This window comes from Cytobacillus oceanisediminis, from assembly GCF_004366035.1.
GTDB classification, from domain to species: Bacteria; Bacillota; Bacilli; order Bacillales; family Cytobacillaceae; genus Cytobacillus; species Cytobacillus oceanisediminis_C.
In genome coordinates, this window is sequence record NZ_SOEE01000013.1 from 1 (window position 1) to 18,196 (window position 18,196).

Genomic DNA, 18,196 nt, shown 5'->3' on the forward strand with positions numbered 1-18,196 from the left:
TCCCATCTGTCCGCTCGACTTGCATGTATTAGGCACGCCGCCAGCGTTCGTCCTGAGCCAGGATCAAACTCTCCATATAAGAGTTGATTAAGCTCATAAGTTGTCTTTTCAAAAAAGACTAATGAATTAACGTTGACGTTTTTGTTCGTTCAGTTTTCAAAGATCAATTTCTCTTTGCTATAATTTACCTTATCGCTCAGAAGCGACTTTATAAATATAACATGTTATCCATTAGCAAGTCAATAACTTTTTAAAATGTTTTTTCTCAGTTTAACTCGCCTTGTTGAGGACAAGAATTAATATACCATGACTTATTAAATGTTTGCAATATAATTTTTAAAAATGTTTATCTTTATATTTTCAGTACATATTAATCATATATCCTTTCTCTATTAGAGATTACTGTTCTGGAACCAAATAAAAACGGTGCCTTTATGAAACTGCATTTACTTAAATTGTTCTGCAGCCAGATTTAATAAAGTGTACATTTTCTTAACACCAATTTTATACGCATTTCACCAGAGCTTATGACAATTCATTATATTAGTAACATATTTCCGGAACCATTCACCTCACATACCCACAAACTTATCCACGACCAAACACTTATTATTACAGTTGTCAACAAAGTTACTCACAGCATGTGGATAACTTTGTTCACTTTTCCACACTTTTATAAGCTTTTTAAAACAATAATTAAATTTATACTTATTTTATTGATTAACCGCCAAAAGGATGAAAAATAAAGTTTTAATAAACTATCAATACAAAGAAAAAGTAATAGTTTTGGTTATTTTTCATAAAATCTATTAACTCTAATCTAAACGGAAGGTGTGTGAATGACACTGGAAACCGCAGCACTATATCTATCAGTAATCATGGCCATATTTTTATTTGCTTATGCATATGCAGAAGGCCTTAAAATTGCAAATTCAGATGAAGAGGTCTATGGTGGCACCTTCATCTTTTCAGTTACAGCCGCATTTATTTTTTCTGCTCTGACTTATGTATTTAGATAAAAAAATCTCCCCATTCTCAGGGAGATTTTTCTCTCTTATATAACTATAGATAGGTTATCCGTTTATCCGGAAATCGTTGTTTTTTTCTTCCATTCTTTCATCCGAATCCTTCTCTCATCTAATAAGAAGAGAGTTATTCCTCCAATTACGACTGTTCCACCAAGAACTTGTGTCCATATAATCGACTCCTGAAGTAAATAATAAGCTAGAACTGCAGCACCAACCGGCTCAAATAAGATGGCCATAGAAATAGTTGAGGTGCTTAGCCATTTAAGTGACCAATTAAATAATGTGTGTCCAAGCAGGGTTGGAACTAGGGCCAGTAATATAAAATATACCCAGTCACTGGTTCCGTATGGGATTAACGGTTCATTAACGATTAACACGTAGAAAAACAATGTAACAGTGCTTATACTGTAGACAACAAAAGTATAGGTAACGAGCGACAACCTTTTTCTGACTGTTTGCCCAAACATTAAGTAAGCCGTTACCAGGGCGCAGGCAATGATTGCAAGTATATCCCCGAACAAAGCAGTCCCGCTGATTTGAAAATCTCCCCAGCTGATAATAACACTGCCCACAATTGCGAGAAGCCCGCTTAATATTGCTTTCCAGGTAAACTTTTCTTTAAAAAAGAAATATGTGCCTGCAAATGCAAATAAGGGCTGTAGTGTTACAAGGACTGCAGAACTGGCTACAGAGGTGTAGTTCAGTGACTCAAACCAAAGAATAAAATGAAAGGCAAGAAACACACCGGCGATGATGGAATAGATCCAATCCCTCCGTGTAATAAGACGAAGTTCTGGAACATACTTTATAAGAAATACAGGCAACATGAATAGGACGGAAAATAATAACCGGTAAAACGCAATGACTCCCGATGGAGCGCTGGATACTTTCACCAATATAGCAGAGGTTGAGACAGAAATTACACCAATTGCCAGGGCAACATAGGGATTTATTTTTTTATCTGACATTTTTAATACTCCTTGTTTCTGTTCCCTAATAATTAGGGTATATTTCATTTTACAACGTGTAGTCAAACTTTTACTATGGTTTTATTATAGCAGGATTTTTAAAATCATATTTTGGATATACAATACATAAAAAAGCGGGAGATATTATGAGCAGTTTAGAGATAGAAATATTAATGAAGCTGGGGATTTCAGCAGTCCTTGGACTTGTTATCGGCCTGGAGAGAGAATTAAAAAGAAAGCCGGTCGGCTTAAAGACAAGTTTAGTTATTTCCATAGTAAGCTGCCTGCTGACTATCGTGTCTATAGAATCGGCTTATATGTTTCCTGGCAATGATGACATCAACATAACGATGGATCCTCTCCGTTTAGCTGCCCAGATTGTTTCAGGCATCGGCTTTTTGGGTGCAGGCGTTATTTTAAGGAGGGGAAATGACAGTATTTCGGGCCTTACAACAGCCGCTTTAATTTGGGGTGCAGCAGGAATCGGAATTGCTGTAGGAGCCGGCTTTTATATTGAAGCAATGGCCGGAGTGGCGCTGCTGATTATTTCAGTGGAGGTAATTCCTTTTATTATGGGCTTAATTGGTCCCAAACGCTTAAGAGAAAAAGAAATTAACCTGCAGCTGAAGGTAAGGGATAAAGAAAATATTGCTGACATCATCCCAGCGGTAAAAGACCTTGATATATCTATAAAACATATTCGCATTAAAGACCTGGAAGATGAACATCTGCATCTGGTACAGCTGATAGTTGCCGTCGACTACAAAAGAAGAACTACGGATGTTTATTACAGCGTTTCAAGTATTCCTGGAGTGCAGTGCATGGAAATCGATAGTATGCAGTAAAATTTTTTAATAATTCCTCTTGCAAGATAACTCCGATGTGGTTATAATTTTTCTTGTACCACTACTCGGGGGATTAGCTCAGCTGGGAGAGCGCAACGCTGGCAGCGTTGAGGTCAGGGGTTCGAGCCCCCTATTCTCCATAGGAAAAAGCCTTGTTTATCAAGGCTTTTTTTATTTCTTCAATACTTGGCGATTCGGTAAGAAAGTTATTGTCGCTGGATTATGAAATTTGTTTCATGAGAATCCACCTCTAAGATTGCTATCCTGTGAATGTACATTGCCAATTCTGACTCTGTCTTTTTGTCTTATCTCCTTCAGGTCTTAATTAGATCCAAAATCTTACTTACCTTTCGAAACAAAGTTAATCAAAAACCTATTTTTTCGTGCTATCATAAAGATAAAAAACATAATCATTAGATACACTTGAATAACCCTGTTGTCGTATCATTGCCGTAAGATTTCCGCGGTGATAAGTGCCATGGTTAACAACATGCTGAACCAATTCAGAAAAATGAGTATCCAAACGCCCGAATTTAGGATGCACTGGGGTAATCTCTTTATCCAAATCACTAACATTGTTAAGAAACTTTTGATATTCCTCTGACAAACTTTGAAACAGCTTTTCCATTTCTTCAAGACTTTTATCCTTTGTCTTTTCTTGAGCAATGGCAATAGAAGCTTGAACTTCTTCCATACTATTCTCCTGCATTACACCAAGCCATATTGTATCTGTCATATAAATATGGACAAGAGCCTTCGCAATCGAGGAAAAAACACTTTGTATTTCCCGATCATAAATATCCTTGGGCAATTCTTTCAAGCGCTCAAAAAACTTTTTATTCGCCCAAACGTGATAATCATACAGTTTTAACGCATGATGTTTTCCCATAAAAGATTCCTCCCTTATAGCTAAATTCCACCTCAATAAATACTTCGGTATTCACTGTAAGAAGCCCTGCCCGATTGTTGAAGATCATTAAGACACCTTATTAGACAAAAGAACCCGTTCGTTTAAGTAAATTTCCTCATAAACTTAAAACAGGAACGTATTTGGCAATTAAAAAGTGTGTTTCTTAAAATATAAATACTTATTTAATTAGATTCATATAGAAGAAGCTTTTTAAGTGTAAGTTTATTAACAATATCTTAAACGTTCTTAAAGTAAGTTTTATAAACTCTAGACGACCTCTTGCATCAACATAGCCATGTTCGCCTATTACGAAGACTTAAATTAATTAAGTGTCAAAAAGGCGCTTTTTGTCTTGTCTGCTAACCTTCTTGTCTAAAAGCCCAATAAATCCCTCTGTCATAAAATTTGACGCCAAAGAGCCTGATTAAAGCAAAGATCAGAAAACCTGACAAAATCCCCGTCATGTTGGTCATCACATCCACGACATCCGTGACACCTAGACGAAAAACATATTGAGAGAGTTCAATCAGCAGGACCAAAGGCAATCCAACGAACATTGTCCGCCAGAAACCTCGAAACAGAAGATAAAGCATCCAACCAATAGGAATAAAAATCAGGATATTGGCCAAAGTTTCTGCATTAGAATTCCAGAAGACCGCCCGCCACTGCAGATTAATTCTGGCAATGCCATCACCGTAAGTCTTGAAAAGAATAAAATTCATGCTGCTTAGAAAATACAAGATTCCTTCCAACCATACAAACCATTTGTAAAATTGCCCACGGCAAAGCTGGTAAATATTAGCCGAAATAACCAGACTGGTCAAAAGAAAGAGAGCCGCGGCCGGCCAGATACTATCAAAAGCTGCCATCCCAAACATGAGCCTGAGCAAATAGTGCCCAAATCGACCATAAAACCATAGATAGGCGATTAATAATGGAAGAAAAAGAATAGTTGTCAAAATAAGTGCTGTTTTTTTAGTCATATCTTAGAAAAACACCTCTGATCTATTGAAGGTTTGCTTATGTTATTCAACAATCCTGCCGGTTTTCTTTTTTCACTTATCATTCGTGAATGGTCACAATTACTCCATCTATATTGTTACCTGAAATCTCAAAATAGCTATTTTTCTGTACGCTAATCGTCCTGTTTTGAGTAATCGGGTAATAAGTAATCATGTATTTTTCCCCATTCATACTAGCAGAGATTTGTTTTTCTTCTTTCAGGTAGTCTAAATATTCTTCTAAAGCAAAATTCTTTTCCTTCATAATCACACTATGCGGCAAACCAACAAAGCGGATGTGCCACGGTTCATATTGAATTCCTGTTATGTCGGTCTTGTCCTCTGGATAGCGTAAAATGAATCCATATTTCCAAGCATTTTCTTCTACCCACTTTCCTTCAGGTGCATCTGCCATCTTCATTTGAGTGGATCCTACATCAAGCGATAAGCCCAAATTGTGTTCGCTATATCCAGCTGGCAAGGCATAGTCAGAACCCATCTCTTGATAAAGCACACTTTGCTCTTCAAAGCCTCGAAAACCGCTGGTAATAGAGAAATTTCGAACTCCTTCCTTTTCGGCTGCAGCGATCATCTCTGAAAATTCACGGGCAACGTCCTCAGACAAATAAATTTCGCTGTTTACCAGCCTGTAGCCCTTTGTCAATTCATTGTACGCTGCTAGATTGATGACATCCGATTTAATACTCTCCGGGCGAACCGGATATTCACTGTTGACCAAAAGCAGATTTCCTTGATAGATTTGTTCTTCTTCAATCTCTTTTTGGATATTTTCAGAAGTTCTTCTACCTTCTTTATCATTTTCATTTTGATCATTGTTTTGTATTTCTACTTTCGGTTCAAAAAAAGGGTCAATTTTAACGAAAGTTAACCCTAAGCACAATAATAATAAAAATAAAAAACCCCACTTCTTCATTCTTCAGTTCCCCCTTATTCTTCTCTGCTTAAAAGAATAAGGAAAACTATTAAAATAAAGAGTAGGGTAAATATTAAATTTTTCTTAAATCCTGTACACTTACAGCAAATCTTCTTTAATTGGTTCACTTTCCTTTGGTAAACGAACTTCAAAAACTGTCTGGATGACACTGCTTTCAACAGTAATTGTTCCATTATGCTGCTCCACAATATTCTTCGCAATGAACAAGCCTAGACCAGTGCTATCTTCTTGCTGCGTTCGTGCTTTGTCACCAGTATAGAACATATCAAAGAGATGCGGGAGTTCATCCGGAGGAATGCTATCTCCATAATTCATAACCTGAACGACCACTTCTTCTGCATCAATAAAGCCTTTAATATCCACATACTTACCTTCATATCCATAACGAATAGCATTTGTCAGAAGGTTTTCAAACACACGTGCTAACAATTCTCCATCGCCCAAAATAGGTAGATGGGGTGTACTATCCATCCGGGCAGCCAGTTGATTCTTTTTAAATACAGGATACAATTCTTCCTTTAATTGATTAAGCAAGTCAATTAAATTTATTCTCCTTTTTTCAACTGGAAGCATACCATAGTTCATTCTAGTTATTTCAAATAATTCATCAATTAGTCTTTCTAAACGCTGAGATTTAGTAAAGGCAATTGATAAAAAATGTCTGACTTGTTCTTTAGTCAAGGTCTCATCCTTAAGAACCAAATCCAAATATCCTAAAACAGAGGTAAGCGGAGTCCGTAAATCATGAGCTAGATTTATGACCAATTGATCCTTGCTGCTTTCCGAGAAATCTCCTCTTTCTACAGCTTGTTTCAATTTTTCACTTGCCAAATTAATATCATGGGCAATATCTCGAAATTCATCATTTGACTCTATTTGAACATGATGTGAAAAGTCTCCCCGGGAGAGATGATGAATTCCGGTTGAAATCTCGTTAAAATAGCTGGAATAGCGCTTCGTGAGTAAATAAAAGAATATGAACGAAAGCGGGATGAACAGCAGTAAAAAGACATTAATGTCGCCAAATTGTTTCATGATTTTCCGATAATATTCCAGCCGGTCACCATATTGGGCATTTGCGTGATAATAGAATTGCAGGGCTTTAAAGGCTATAAACGTTATAAGTCCAGAAAAAATCATACTTAAACCAAATAAGAGCACCATCTTTGAACGAAAGCTGTGCACCATTTTAACCATTGAAGGAATACCCAACTCCCCACACGGTTTTAATCCATTTGTGGTTCTGCTCGCCTTCTTCAAGTTTTTTTCGCAGCGTACGAATATGTACCATGACAGTGTTGCCACTTTCAAAGTATGCTTCTCCCCATACATGTTGAAAAATATTCTCCACACTATATACCTTCTTTGGATAACTCGCAAGTAAATACAAAATGTCAAACTCTTTCGGCGTAAGCACGATGCTTTCACCGTAAAGGGTTACTGTGCGCTGATCAGGAGTAATGACTAACCCGCCGTATTCCAAGCTGTTTTTATTATCTGTTTTAGGCTGATTTAGCTTCATAAAACGCCGGAGATGGGCATTTACACGGGCAACCAATTCGATAGGGGTAAATGGTTTAGTCATATAATCATCTGCTCCAATGACCAGTCCCTGTACTTTATCAAAGTCAGATGTTTTAGCACTCAAAAAGATGATTGGCATATTATACTGTTCGCGAATGCGGCGGGTTACTTCATATCCATCCATTTTCGGCATCATAATATCCAAAATCATCAGATCAATCGATTGAGTCTCGACTGCACGAACAGCCTCTTGTCCATCCGAAACTTTAATAACATGATACCCTTCTTTTTCTAAATGAATGGAAACCAGATCAGCAATGTCCTCCTCATCATCAGCAATTAATATCGAAATATCTCTCATCTTCCCACTCCTAAATAAAAGTTAGCATGCAGATATATATTAAATTATATCCATTTTCTATTATTTCCTTTTCTTTTTCAAAAATTGGTCATTTCGTTCAAATAAACGCAACTCTTCTACTAAATCCCCGGTGCATTCATGAGAAATTTCTAGTATTATTTTATTCTAATACTACCGTTATATCGTAAATTTGGCTTAATAAATGCAAATACAACTCTTCACAACTTCAAGAAATTCGGACACTTCCCCAATTATTGAATAAAAAGACCGGCTGCAATCACAGCCGGTTTTAAAAGAAAGATAGCATTGTTTATTAACCTGGTTTATATTCAATTCTCCTTCTTTGCTACATAAATATTATTTTTGTAGCAACTGTTTGTTGAAATGCCTGATCGTGCTCAACAATAACCATTGTGGGATTAAATCTTTGAATAAGCTCTTCAATCTGCACTCGCGAATATATATCAATAAAATTTAACGGTTCATCCCAAATATATAAATGAGCTTTTTCACATAAACTTTTAGCTATAAGCAGCTTTTTCTTTTGGCCGCCGGAATAATGAGCAATATCTTTCTCAAATTGTATCCGGTCAAAGTCCATCTTTCGCAAAATGGATTTAAATAGAGTCTCATCAATTTTATGCTCTTCAATAAAATCCGATAACAGCCCCTTTAAATTCGAGGTATCTTGCTGAACATAGGAAATGATAAGGCCGGAACCTACATTCATTGAGCCTGTATGCTGAATCGGAGTTCCTAGAATTAGTTTTAAAATACTGCTTTTTCCGCTTCCATTCTTTCCATCAAGTACAATTCTGTCCCCTTGTTCAACTTTAAAACTAATGGGCTTATTTACTATTTGGTCACCGTACTTGACAGACACATCAGCCAAAGAAATCAATTCATTGGACTGAAATTCAAATGGCTCTAATTTTAATGATTCGGTTTTTTCCACATTTTTAAGCAGTTTTGATTTTTCCTCAATCGCTTTTTGCTGCCTTGTTTCCAGGTTCTTTGCTCTTTTCATCATCTTTGCTGCTTTATGTCCTACAAACCCCTTGTCCAGCTTAGAGCCCGAATTCGTTGTCCCATTCTTGGAAGACTCCACTTGATTAGACCAGCCTGCTGAACGCTTTGAAGATTGCTTTAATCTCCCAATGTCTTTTTGCAAACGCTGATTTGCCGCCTCTTCGTGTTCTTGCTGCCGATCAAAATTTAGCTTCCATGAAGAATAGTTACCACTCTGTACTTCAATATTTGCTCTATTTATAGATAAGATATGATCAACGCAGCCATCTAAAAAGATTCTATCGTGTGAAATTAAAATAAATCCTTTTTTCTTCCTTAGATAATCAGAGACCACCTTTCGCGCATCAGTATCCAGATGATTGGTTGGCTCATCAATCAAAAGAAATTGGCCCTCATTCAAAAATAATGCAGCAAGCAATACCTTTGTTTGTTCCCCATTTGATAATGTTTTAAATGTGCGGTACATGACCTCTGCATCAACATTTAGATAGGATATTTCACGAAAAAATTCCCAATCTTCTGCCTGTGGGCAAATCTCTTCTAGGATTTCATGCGTATACTTATTTTTATCCGATACGGGATAAGGGAAATAATTAAATTCTACAGAAGAGATGATTGTCCCGCTATACTCATAATTTCCTAATAACAAATTAAAGAATGTTGTTTTACCTCGTCCATTTCTCCCAATAAATCCAAGTTTCCAATCTGTATCTATTTGAAAGTTTACACCCTCAAAAATATTGTCAAAGCTTCCTGGATAAGAAAAAGTTAAGTCTTGTACCTTTATCATCGACATAATTATTCCTCCTTTGTATATCAATTCATTTTTCTTTTTATACAAAGTCGGCATACCCATCTATTCTGCTTTTTCCCCGTATAAGTTTGATGGATACTAACGACTTATACGGAGTATTACATGCGTAACAATAGTGTCTGAAGTGCTCATTTCTCTGTCTCCTTTATTTTTCAGATTAAATTTTAATACTACCTATCTTATCTTTGATCTATAAAAAAACCTCCCATTTATAATTGGAAGGATTAGTCTTTCAATGATATTCATGAAGCTCCAATTTGCCAACGGAATCATGACAAATAAAAGTGTATTATAAAAATGGATAGACTAACCCTATATTTTGATGTTTGAACTTATTCATTTCAAATAAAAATATAGATCAGTTAATCATTGTCCATCCATCAATCCTCTCATAAATCGTATCTTTATAGTAACAATTTTTTTCCCTGAATACAATATCACAATATTTCATATCGCTTAGACTCCCAATTCCTGCCCAACATCATATAGGTGACATCCGTAGCATCTTCTTCATGTTCCACTGTGTATGTATTCCCTCCATTATTTTGCTCATTATCTTTCCCGTTACTGCTAGTTTTATTACTTGTGTTTCCACAAGCTGAAAGAAGAAGTAAAGTGAAAATTACCATGAGCAAAAAGAGATTGCAATGGGTTCTACTTAAATTCAAGGTACACCAAAACGAATAGTCATTTTAACAATGAAGGGACAGAAGCATTACTTTCTATGGGTATAACGCCTGTAGGGGCAGTTGAATCCTGGTTAGGTAATCCTTGGTATGACCATATTCAAGAAAAAATGAAAAATGTTAAAAGCGTTGGAACTGAATTGGAGCCAAGTTTAGAAACCACCATGTCATTAAAACCAGACTTAATTATTGGAAATAAAGTACGTCAAGAAGCTATCTACGACAAATTAAGTCAAATTGCACCAACAGTGTTTGCTGAAAACCTTGGTGGGGATTGGAAAGAAAACTGCAAACTCTATGCTAAAGCCATTAACAATGAAGAAACTGGCAATAAAGTACTGAATGATTTTGATACACGTGTAGCGAATCTAAAAGAACAACTTGGAGATCAATTGCAGAAAAAAGTATCAATTGAGGAGATTGGCATTTTTCAGCTTGTTATACATGTTCGTTAATAAAGAGATTCTTTCTTCATCCAGTAATCTCGTTTGTTCATAGCCTTTTCTTGTACCAATTTAAACGGGATATATTAGAAAGCAGGAATGGCACAATCATCGCAGTTATGCGGTTTTTTTATTGGAATAAATTGCGTCTGAATTACACAGTGGTGAATATTACCTATCGGACAACCTACCCCTTTTGTTTAAAAAGAAAAAGCGGCCAGAAATAGGCAGCTGATTCAACCCAGCAAATTTGTGCATAATCATTTAATTGTAAAACTCCATATGTGTTTTTTCCTTTTTGTAATAATCTAGTCTGTCTTGTAAAGTACCTGTATGAAATTCAAACTTATGCCCATCCGGATCAGTAAAGTAAATAGACTTTTTATCTTTTTCGTCCCTTGGACGACCTGACAGGATGTTTATCTTCAATTCTTTTAGTTTACGAAACTTATTATCAAATTCAGCTTCTTCTATCGAAAAAGCTATATGTGTATATGATTGGCAAATTTCAGTACGAGGTATATCCTTTTCTTCATTAAGGGCAAGCCATATACCGTTTAAATCAAAATAGGCAGTACTTCTTCCTTTAACTACCAACTTTGCACCAAACACATTTTTATAAAACTCAATAGAAGTTTCTAAATTGGAAACTGAAAATAAAAAATGATTAATGCCTACTATTGACACCAAATCACCCCAAACTTGTTTTTTTATATACTCATTATACAAAATTTTATTGAAGCATTCTGCCCCGTTTGTTTAACCTGCCATTTTTGATGCACTGCCATTACATTCGATTATAGCGGAGAGAACTTTTGTTTCCAGGAGTATCTCCCTATTTTTTATCTGTGAACCGGCCTTTCTAGCAATTCATAAATAGTGTGCAGGCGGATTCCCCCAATCACCACCTTGGCTTTACCGGTCTTTCTTCACTATCAGGAAAATGGAAAATCTATTTTCACAGAATAATAAGGAACTATAGATTGGCTTTCGACATAATGGACTGAAAAATTCCCCCAATAGGGATATTTCTATATTAATAGAAATGAATAATTGAACAATAAACAAAGGGGGGAGAATTTACAGGGGATAAAAATCTATGTATCTTCAAAAAAAATATGAAAAAGGGTGAGAAGATGAAGAGTTCCTTTAAGAGAAAAATGTCTGCAATCGGTATTTCTGCTCTAATTGCCGGAAGCATTGCAACACCGGCTGGCGCAGAGTTTGAACTGCCAAAACAGAATGGACAGGCAATACCTCTGTCAAAACAGGCTAGGTCTGAATTAGATAACCTATGGAAAGATAGTGCAAGTGATCACCCAATATACGGACAGGGCCTAAACAAGTTCGATCCTAAAGAGAATATAAGATTAATAGTTGAAGTAGAAGTAGACAAAACAGAAAAACCTGAACAGAAGGTCAAACAAGTAAAGAGCAGCTTTATGAAAAAAAGGAGCAGTGCCTCAGAAGTAATTCATACATATTCTGAAGGTTTTTACGGCTTCAGTATGGAGACAACTATTGGAGAAGCAGAAAAGATCCAAAAAACGGCTGGCGTTAAGGACATCCGCATCTCGAAAACATATGAGCATCACGATATAAATAGCAATGAAATTGTTGAAGCAATGAATGTATGGACCAAATACAATTACACAGGGGACGGAATGGTCGTCGCAATTGTGGATTCGGGAATCGATCACAGTCATGAAGCGCTTCAGCTTACCGAAAACGGAAAGAAACATGCGAAATACAATGAAGTCAATATCCAGACAACATTGAATAAAACGGAAGTAAATGACATCTGGTATTCAGATAAAGTCCCTACAGGTTATGACTGGGCCGATAAAGATACGGATGTCATACCGGCAAGTAATAAGCATGGCACACATGTGGCCGGAATTGTCGGAGCTTTTGAAGAATCTCAGAAAAAAGCAGTCGGTGTAGCGCCGGATGTCCAGCTGATTGCTGAGAAAGTGTTTTCTGATTCGAGGGGATACGCATACGACGATGACATTGCAGCAGGAATTTATCATGCAGTAGAAGCAGGAGCAGATGTCATCAACATGAGCTTGGGATCTGATGCAGGAATGGTTGACCCAAACGATCCGGTTCAGCGGGCAGTCAGATTTGCGACAGATAACGGTGTTCTGGTAGTCGCTTCAGCAGGTAATTCTTCTTACAGCACGAAGCAGAACCTGCTGCCGACCACTGACCTGCCATTGGCGAAAAATCCGGATATCGGGGTGGTAGGTGATCCTGGGATTACACCTTCAGCGCTTCAAGTAGCATCTTCCGAAAATGACTTAATGAGAGTCGAATCCCTTATGCTGAACGATGAAACCATGCTGGCATACCAAAATCAATCATCTGCTAAAAAATTGTCTGAAGGACTTGAAGCAGGTACAGAATATGAGCTTGTTTTTGCCGGCGAAGGTTTCGGTGAGGATCTTGATGGATTAGACCTCGAAGGCAAGATTGCCGTCGCCAAACCAGCTCAATCTTATTCTACATATACAACTCTTCAATATGGAGTAGCCAAAAAAGGAGCGGAAGCACTTATTGTAATCCCTCCAGACGAACTTTCAGATTTCCCAAACCTTAGATTCTCGCCGAACTCCATTCCAGCTGTCACGACTGAGCTGAAAAAAGGAAATAAACTGATGGAAAGACTTCAAAGTGGTGAAAGGATTACAGTGGGTCTTTCAGATGAAGGCATGTGGGTACAGAACCCGGCTACAGAGCCGATGTCGGATTTCTCTTCTTACGGGGCACCGACAGACTTGAGCTTTAAACCGGAAATTACAGCGCCTGGCGGAAAAATCACCTCAACTGTCCTGAATAATGAATATGAAGCTATGAGCGGTACTTCCATGGCGAGTCCGCAAGTAGCGGGAGGGGCAGCAATGCTTTTGCAAAAGTACTACCAGGAAGTAGGGCTGCCTAAAAATGAAGAAACCGTCTTGAAGGCAAAAATGGCTCTTATGAACACATCTGACATTTTGAAAAATCCGAAGCATGAAAACACACCTTATTCACCAAGGCGCCAAGGATCCGGCCTCATGAAGATTGAACAGGCAGTAGAGACACCTTATCTATTAAAACAGATTGGTGTACCGCTCGAGCAGGCAGCATCTATAGCACTTAAGGAAGTCGGACGAACATTCGATTTTACACTGGATGTAGAACCTCTGGCGAAGAAGCTGGAAAAAGCGAATCACCAATTTGAAATTCAGGTAGATGTACTGACGGATGAAACAGAAACGAGATCCGTAAAAGGCAAGAATAAAGAGTACTTGACATTAAACAGTTTCCCGGTTGAAGACGCTGTTATAAAGATTAACGGCAGAACCCAAGGCGAAAGCAAGATCCAATACAAGCCACACCGCGATGACGAAGTGACAATCTCTGTGACTCTTCCGGAGAATCTGAGTAAAGATCGCTTTGTGGAAGGTTATGTCCGCTTCGTTCCAAAAGGAAGCTCTGTAAAGGATCTGTCTACATTGACCATGCCATTCATGGGCTTCTACGGCAATTGGGGTTCACTTGACAACATCGATGAAAGCCCTGTAAACGGCGATGCATATCTTCCTTATACAGTCCTTTGGAATGATCTGCTGAACCTGCCAATGGGCTATGACAACAGCACTGGCAAATTCAATCCTGAAAAGATTGGGTATTCGCCAAACTCAATTGTGACAGGAATTTATCCTTCTTTTACAGCCTTCAGAAATTTGAAGGAAATGTCCTTAAGTGTCCAGGATAAAGACGGAAATACCGTCGCGGATATTACGAATTTCAGTGAATACACAGAAGACGGCAGTCCTAATGCGTTCCGGAAAAATATCATGGCCTACAGAGACTTCTATTACGGATTTGATGGCATATTATGGGACGGAAGGGACAAAGAAGGCAACATACTGCCTGATGGTGATTATTATTATGTGTATGAAAGCACTTTAAATTATGAAGGAGCAGAACCGCAGCAGACGAAAATCCCATTCAAAATGGACGGAGCTGCCCCTGGAGTTGAGAACATTCAAGTGGAAGATCAAGAAGATGGCAACTATAAAATCACTTGGGATGTACAAGAAGAAAACACCGGGTATACCGGAAGTATGCTCTGGGTGAATGGCAAGAGAAAATCCCTTGAGGCGGGAACAATGGAGTATATATCAGATGAAAAACCTGAGATCGTGATGATATCCGCCCTTGATGGAGTACACAATGTAGGGGTGAACTATTGGGGGAACGAAGAGCTGCTTCACGCAGACCCGTTCATCAATTTCTGGCAAGTATCGGGATCCAACATTAATGAAACAAAACCAGCATCTATGCTCATTTTTGGTTACAAGCGATTGGACTGGCACATTGAAATCTCTGACTCAGAAGGAAATATGCTGGAATATGCAGATATCGAAGATGAACATTCAATATACGGTTTGAAGTGGTATCCAAGTGAAGAATATCCAAATGGAGACTACTATGTAACGGTTACAGGGACAGACGAAAAAGGTTTATCGTTAACATCTGAACCTAAGAAAATCACAGTAAAGCATTAATAAAAGAAAGCCAGGAATCCTGATTGTGGATTTTCCTGGCTTTTTATTAAGATAAAAGATTAATTTTTTGAACTACTTAGCTTCAACTTGATTAGTCATTAATAACTGGGTATATTTCTCTTCATGGAGGGCATCAGCATAAATTCTGTATTGCCAAAAGGCTAACAGACACTTTTTAAACCTTTCTATGTTACCTATTTTGTTTGATGTTGCTGCCACTTCTAATAGATCCATTAAACCTTTTTCAAATTGATTGCATTTACATTGAAGCAAAGCATGAGCGTAGCGAAAATCCCAATACATCTTTTCTTTTAGCCACGGTTCCTTGCTTATGGCCATATCTTTAATGACATGATTGAATCTTTCTATTAATCTTTTTGAATCCCCTAATCGATTTAACTGTATATACGACTCCAATATCCTCGGCAGACCGGCATATATATCGTCCCTATGTTCCAGCCAGGAAAGATATTCATCCACATATTCCAACTGTCCAAAATCCAAAAGGGCAACAAAGCGATTTCCAACAGCTATATCTGAAAAGAATTCGTTTATATGTGCGTATTCTTTAATAAGGTCCAATACTTCTTCAAGTGAGGCACCTAATCTTGTCAGAGCAAAACTCTTATACATCAAAGCCCGCCCATAATACTCGCCTCCATCTTCCATTTTTTTTAATTTTTCAGCATAAATCAGTACTTGCCCCCAATCTTCCCGCCGATAGTAATCTGCCATGATCCACATGTATGCTTCTTTCCTAATATCAATTGGCATGTATGCCAATTGATCTAGTACATGAGTCAGTGCATGCTGGCCTTTGTCTGTCAATCTTACGATATAAAATCTCCTGAAATAGCTGATTGCTACATTTTCAGAAAAACGATCGGAATCATTCTCAATAATAACTTCATAGAGTGGAAGAGCCTGCTCCCCTTTTCCTGCCTGAAATAGCTCTTCGGCTACAGAAAAGATGTATAATAAATTTTTCTTTCTAAATGTTTTTGAATTTTCTTCCAGCATTAAATCTATCAAATTACTAAAATGCTTTTTACGCCCTTCTGCTGCACACTTATACAAGAATTGTATACTTCTCCGCTTATCAATGCGAATTCCTTCGTTTAGACATTCTTTTATATAGTATGAATACAGTAAACCTTCAGAAAGGCCGAGAGCATGTGTAATTGCATCTAAATTTTGCAGAGAAAGCGGCTGCCTATTATTCAGTATCCGGCTAATCTCGCTAATATGAATACCGGATTCCTTTGAAAGTTGTGTTTTATTCCAATTTTTTAATTGCATATATTTTTGAATTTCTTGAAATAGAGCAACATTCATGATTTATTCACCTTTTCCTTTTTGCCAATAATAAAGTCCACCCTTCATGGCTTGATCCTAAGTGATAGCATCTATTTTCGCCTTGACTGCTTTCTTGTTTCTTCAAATAAGAAAATATCTTGTTAATGACTTTTTATTAGAGTCGAATGACAGTATAGAGGGTCACTGCAGAAGGAAGTGAACGTCCCAAAGAAAACAGTGAAAAGAATATTTAAAATGAGGTAAAATGGTTTTCTCTTGGAATCAATAATAAGCGATGATCACCAGAACTTTTATATTGATGTATACAAATAGGGGATTATCAATTCTACAATATCAATTATACAATCTATTCTAACTGGTTATTTTATATTTTGCGACTCATTATTTTTACACTAAAGTCAGAAGTTTAATTAGTCACTTCTCCTGACTAACTGCTATTTCAACATCAAATGGTAATAAACAATCTCGGCTTTTGCATTTTGCACTTTCTCTTCGAAAGTAATACTTTCGAAGCGCTATCTTACATTGCTACATCTCATTGTTTTGGATTCCTATTCCTACAACAATCGGCATGGACATATTCTGGAGATCCTCTAAGCGGTTAGTGAAATATTGGCTCAACAGCTTCGTTAGTTTCTGGTCCCCTTTTTCCACTAATCCCTCTAATTCAAAGTTCTGAAAAATCTCCTCTCCCATTATTATCAATGAGTAACTTAATTCACTTTTGTTCAATTACATTATTGTATAAAATTGAAAGTTACTTTATATTTTGGGTACCCGTTATTTCAACACTAAAATTTGGTTTAATTTGAATCTTACTATAAACATTTTTCCATTCTTTATTATTAAGATATTGCGGGTACTGAACTGATATTTCCTTTTGGATACCTAGTACGTCACTTTCAGCATCAATTAATATATTTGTCACTTTATTTGCTTGGTCAGTTAAGTAATCAGAAGCAAGTCTGTTAAATTTTTTAATGTCATTATTTGATATTATGCCTTCATAGTAATTGATTTCTGCATCTAATTTGATATCTACCTCAAAGACAATTTCCCCATCTTTATTATCTTCATCCAGCTTTAGATTTGTCTGGTGTTTGATTCTATTAATAATAATGGCAAAGGGGTTCATCTCTTTATTGTCATGGTCTATATTAAAAAAATTGAGTTTGTTAAAACGGTTGTCCATGATTAATAGTAATGTGGATTGCTCAGGTGACAGAGAATATCCGGTATATTTATCCCCATTAAAAAGAGCAGTACCTGAAATTTCGATCTGATTGGGACCCGATTTTCTTACGAGTGGGATTATGGAATCTTCATGGTCTGTAATCTTATTCCATATCGAAAAAGTGTTTTCTTTTGGTATGTGAGTTCTTTCCTCAGCGTTTCCGAACATCTTTAATAATCTAAATGCTAATGGACTATTCTCCATTTGAATGGACAAGATATCCGTGCCTCTTCCTTCTGCAATCATCACCTTTGAAGTAATATCTCCATACCTCGATCTTCCAATCGGTTCCAACAATGGCAAAATCCCTTTTGATTTCGCTAATTCCTCCCCTATCACAATGACGTATGCCTTGCTTAAATCCAGCTCCCCAGGAATTTTATTCGTATAATTAATATCAATTTCAATTACATTTTTCCCTTTTGACTTGGCCATTTCATCTTTAATGGTAAACTTTCCTCCACCAGATCCTTGTATATTTAATGCCCGGACAGATGTTTGAAGCATATCAGGTTCATCTTC

General features: G+C 37.1%; 13 protein-coding genes, 1 tRNA gene, 1 rRNA gene and 1 pseudogene. 5 read left to right on the forward strand and 11 right to left on the reverse strand.

The window, feature by feature from the left end; all coding sequences use genetic code 11:
* Positions 1-79 (reverse strand): 16S ribosomal RNA (locus tag DFO72_RS24655); the annotation flags it as partial.
* A 760-nt stretch (positions 80-839) separates the two neighbouring features.
* Between DFO72_RS24655 and DFO72_RS24660 the strand changes: the two genes are divergently transcribed.
* Positions 840-1,019 carry a hypothetical protein gene (locus DFO72_RS24660; protein WP_113884938.1) on the forward strand — a complete coding sequence of 60 codons (180 nt, stop codon included), beginning with the start codon at positions 840-842 and terminating at the stop codon, positions 1,017-1,019.
* 62 nt (positions 1,020-1,081) lie between these two features.
* On the opposite strand, the gene DFO72_RS24665 is transcribed toward DFO72_RS24660, so the two are convergent.
* Positions 1,082-1,996: a DMT family transporter gene (locus tag DFO72_RS24665; RefSeq protein ID WP_113884939.1), complete on the reverse strand. Its 915-nt coding sequence runs from the start codon at positions 1,994-1,996 to the stop codon at positions 1,082-1,084.
* Positions 1,997-2,142: 146 nt separating this feature from the next.
* On the opposite strand from DFO72_RS24665, the gene DFO72_RS24670 reads away from it, so the two are divergent.
* Positions 2,143-2,841 (forward strand): MgtC/SapB family protein, encoded by a 699-nt coding sequence (locus DFO72_RS24670; protein WP_009331578.1) that lies wholly within the window; start codon positions 2,143-2,145, stop codon positions 2,839-2,841.
* Between the two features lie 67 nt (positions 2,842-2,908).
* Positions 2,909-2,981: transfer RNA gene (locus DFO72_RS24675), tRNA-Ala, on the forward strand.
* A 233-nt stretch (positions 2,982-3,214) separates the two neighbouring features.
* Here DFO72_RS24675 and DFO72_RS24680 read toward each other — a convergent pair.
* The 6 genes from DFO72_RS24680 to DFO72_RS24705 all read right to left on the reverse strand — a co-directional run bounded on the left by DFO72_RS24680 (position 3,215) and on the right by DFO72_RS24705 (position 9,417).
* Positions 3,215-3,730 (reverse strand): DinB family protein, encoded by a 516-nt coding sequence (locus DFO72_RS24680; RefSeq protein WP_113884940.1) that lies wholly within the window; start codon positions 3,728-3,730, stop codon positions 3,215-3,217.
* 380 nt (positions 3,731-4,110) lie between these two features.
* A complete protein-coding gene (locus tag DFO72_RS24685; protein ID WP_113884941.1) occupies positions 4,111-4,734 on the reverse strand; it encodes a VanZ family protein in 624 nt (207 codons plus the stop codon).
* Positions 4,735-4,813: 79 nt separating this feature from the next.
* Complete coding sequence (vanY, locus tag DFO72_RS24690; RefSeq protein WP_113884942.1) at positions 4,814-5,686, reverse strand: VanY-A/VanY-F/VanY-M family D-Ala-D-Ala carboxypeptidase; 873 nt, start codon at positions 5,684-5,686, stop codon at positions 4,814-4,816.
* A 99-nt stretch (positions 5,687-5,785) separates the two neighbouring features.
* On the reverse strand, positions 5,786-6,904 hold the full coding sequence (locus DFO72_RS24695) for a sensor histidine kinase (protein ID WP_113884943.1): 1,119 nt from the start codon (positions 6,902-6,904) through the stop codon (positions 5,786-5,788).
* On the reverse strand, positions 6,897-7,592 hold the full coding sequence (gene vanR / locus DFO72_RS24700) for a vancomycin resistance response regulator transcription factor, VanR-F/VanR-M family (protein ID WP_113884944.1): 696 nt from the start codon (positions 7,590-7,592) through the stop codon (positions 6,897-6,899). The genes DFO72_RS24695 and vanR overlap by 8 nt, the downstream gene beginning before the upstream one ends.
* Positions 7,593-7,938: 346 nt before the next feature.
* Positions 7,939-9,417: an Lsa family ABC-F type ribosomal protection protein gene (locus tag DFO72_RS24705; protein ID WP_113884945.1), complete on the reverse strand. Its 1,479-nt coding sequence runs from the start codon at positions 9,415-9,417 to the stop codon at positions 7,939-7,941.
* Positions 9,418-10,097: 680 nt separating this feature from the next.
* Here DFO72_RS24705 and DFO72_RS24710 point away from each other — a divergent pair.
* Positions 10,098-10,534: pseudogene (locus DFO72_RS24710) on the forward strand (ABC transporter substrate-binding protein); the annotation flags it as partial.
* 294 nt (positions 10,535-10,828) lie between these two features.
* Here the strand turns inward: DFO72_RS24710 and fosM are convergent.
* A complete protein-coding gene (fosM, locus tag DFO72_RS24715) occupies positions 10,829-11,251 on the reverse strand; it encodes a FosM family fosfomycin resistance protein (RefSeq protein WP_113885007.1) in 423 nt (140 codons plus the stop codon).
* 449 nt (positions 11,252-11,700) lie between these two features.
* Between fosM and DFO72_RS24720 the strand changes: the two genes are divergently transcribed.
* Entirely contained in the window at positions 11,701-15,123 is a 3,423-nt protein-coding gene (locus tag DFO72_RS24720) for a S8 family serine peptidase (RefSeq protein ID WP_166672555.1), read from the forward strand.
* Positions 15,124-15,195: 72 nt separating this feature from the next.
* On the opposite strand, the gene DFO72_RS24725 is transcribed toward DFO72_RS24720, so the two are convergent.
* Entirely contained in the window at positions 15,196-16,458 is a 1,263-nt protein-coding gene (locus DFO72_RS24725) for a helix-turn-helix domain-containing protein (RefSeq protein ID WP_113884948.1), read from the reverse strand.
* 739 nt (positions 16,459-17,197) lie between these two features.
* On the reverse strand, positions 17,198-18,181 hold the full coding sequence (locus tag DFO72_RS24730) for a Ger(x)C family spore germination C-terminal domain-containing protein (protein ID WP_113884949.1): 984 nt from the start codon (positions 18,179-18,181) through the stop codon (positions 17,198-17,200).
* Positions 18,182-18,196: the final 15 nt, after the last annotated feature.